This window comes from Yersinia sp. 1252 StPb PI (assembly GCF_048593885.1).
In the GTDB taxonomy this organism is placed as follows: Bacteria; Pseudomonadota; Gammaproteobacteria; order Enterobacterales; family Enterobacteriaceae; genus Yersinia; species Yersinia enterocolitica_E.
This window is the reverse complement of the sequence record NZ_JAZGQE010000431.1, coordinates 1-781: the sequence shown is the minus strand read 5'-3', so window position 1 is coordinate 781 and position 781 is coordinate 1. Positions and strand designations below refer to the sequence as shown.

The following is a 781-nucleotide window of genomic DNA, read 5'->3' as shown; positions in this document are numbered from 1 at the left end:
CGTTGGGAGTCCATCCCCTGATATGATAGCCCACTTTGTTTTTTTCATTATCTATCTCCTGAGGTTAACTGTTTAATTAGTGTATTTGATAGTGTATTAATTAATAAGAATGCCAGTACGCAACTAACCAATATCATAATCAATGCAGTTCTTAATGATGTCATGTCGGCTAACATCCCTATTAACGGTGGAAATATAAGTAGGCCAACTCTTGATATCCAAGTTGCGAATGCGACTCCACTCGTCGAGTTTATATTGGGTATTTGGCCAATAAATGAAATTGTTAATGGGAATACCACTGACATCCCTAATCCGATTAGTGAAAAACCTAATATTGAAACAATTGGTGAATGAATAGTTATCACAATTAAGATTCCCAATGCTGCCATTAGAATTCCGTATCTTAATACTGGGATATTACCCAATTTATTGGTCAGGTAATCACCAAATCCTCGCCCTATAACCATTGATACCTGACATGCTAAATAAGGCAAACCTGAAATAACAGATGGAACTTGATAGTAACCATTCATATAGATAGCCCCCCAAACACTTGCTGTTTCCTCTATGCCGCAAGTGAATGTTAGCAAGATTAACGCAATGATATACAGTTGAGTACCTGTGGTGCCCATACTTTTTTTAATATTTTCACGAAGGGAAAGTTCATCAAGTGAATCCCCTTTTCGGAAAAATATCATATAATTAATCAATATTATTAGGTTCATAAGCAATACGGAAAAACTAAATTGTCCCATAGACAGTCCGAATCCAATTGCTGATA

1 protein-coding gene is annotated in these 781 nt (G+C 36.0%); it reads right to left on the bottom strand.

Annotated features, from left to right (window positions below):
- Positions 1–47: 47 nt before the first annotated feature.
- The coding region (locus V2A85_RS24120) for an MFS transporter (RefSeq protein WP_420072611.1) at positions 48–781 on the bottom strand (734 nt) is incomplete at its 5' end.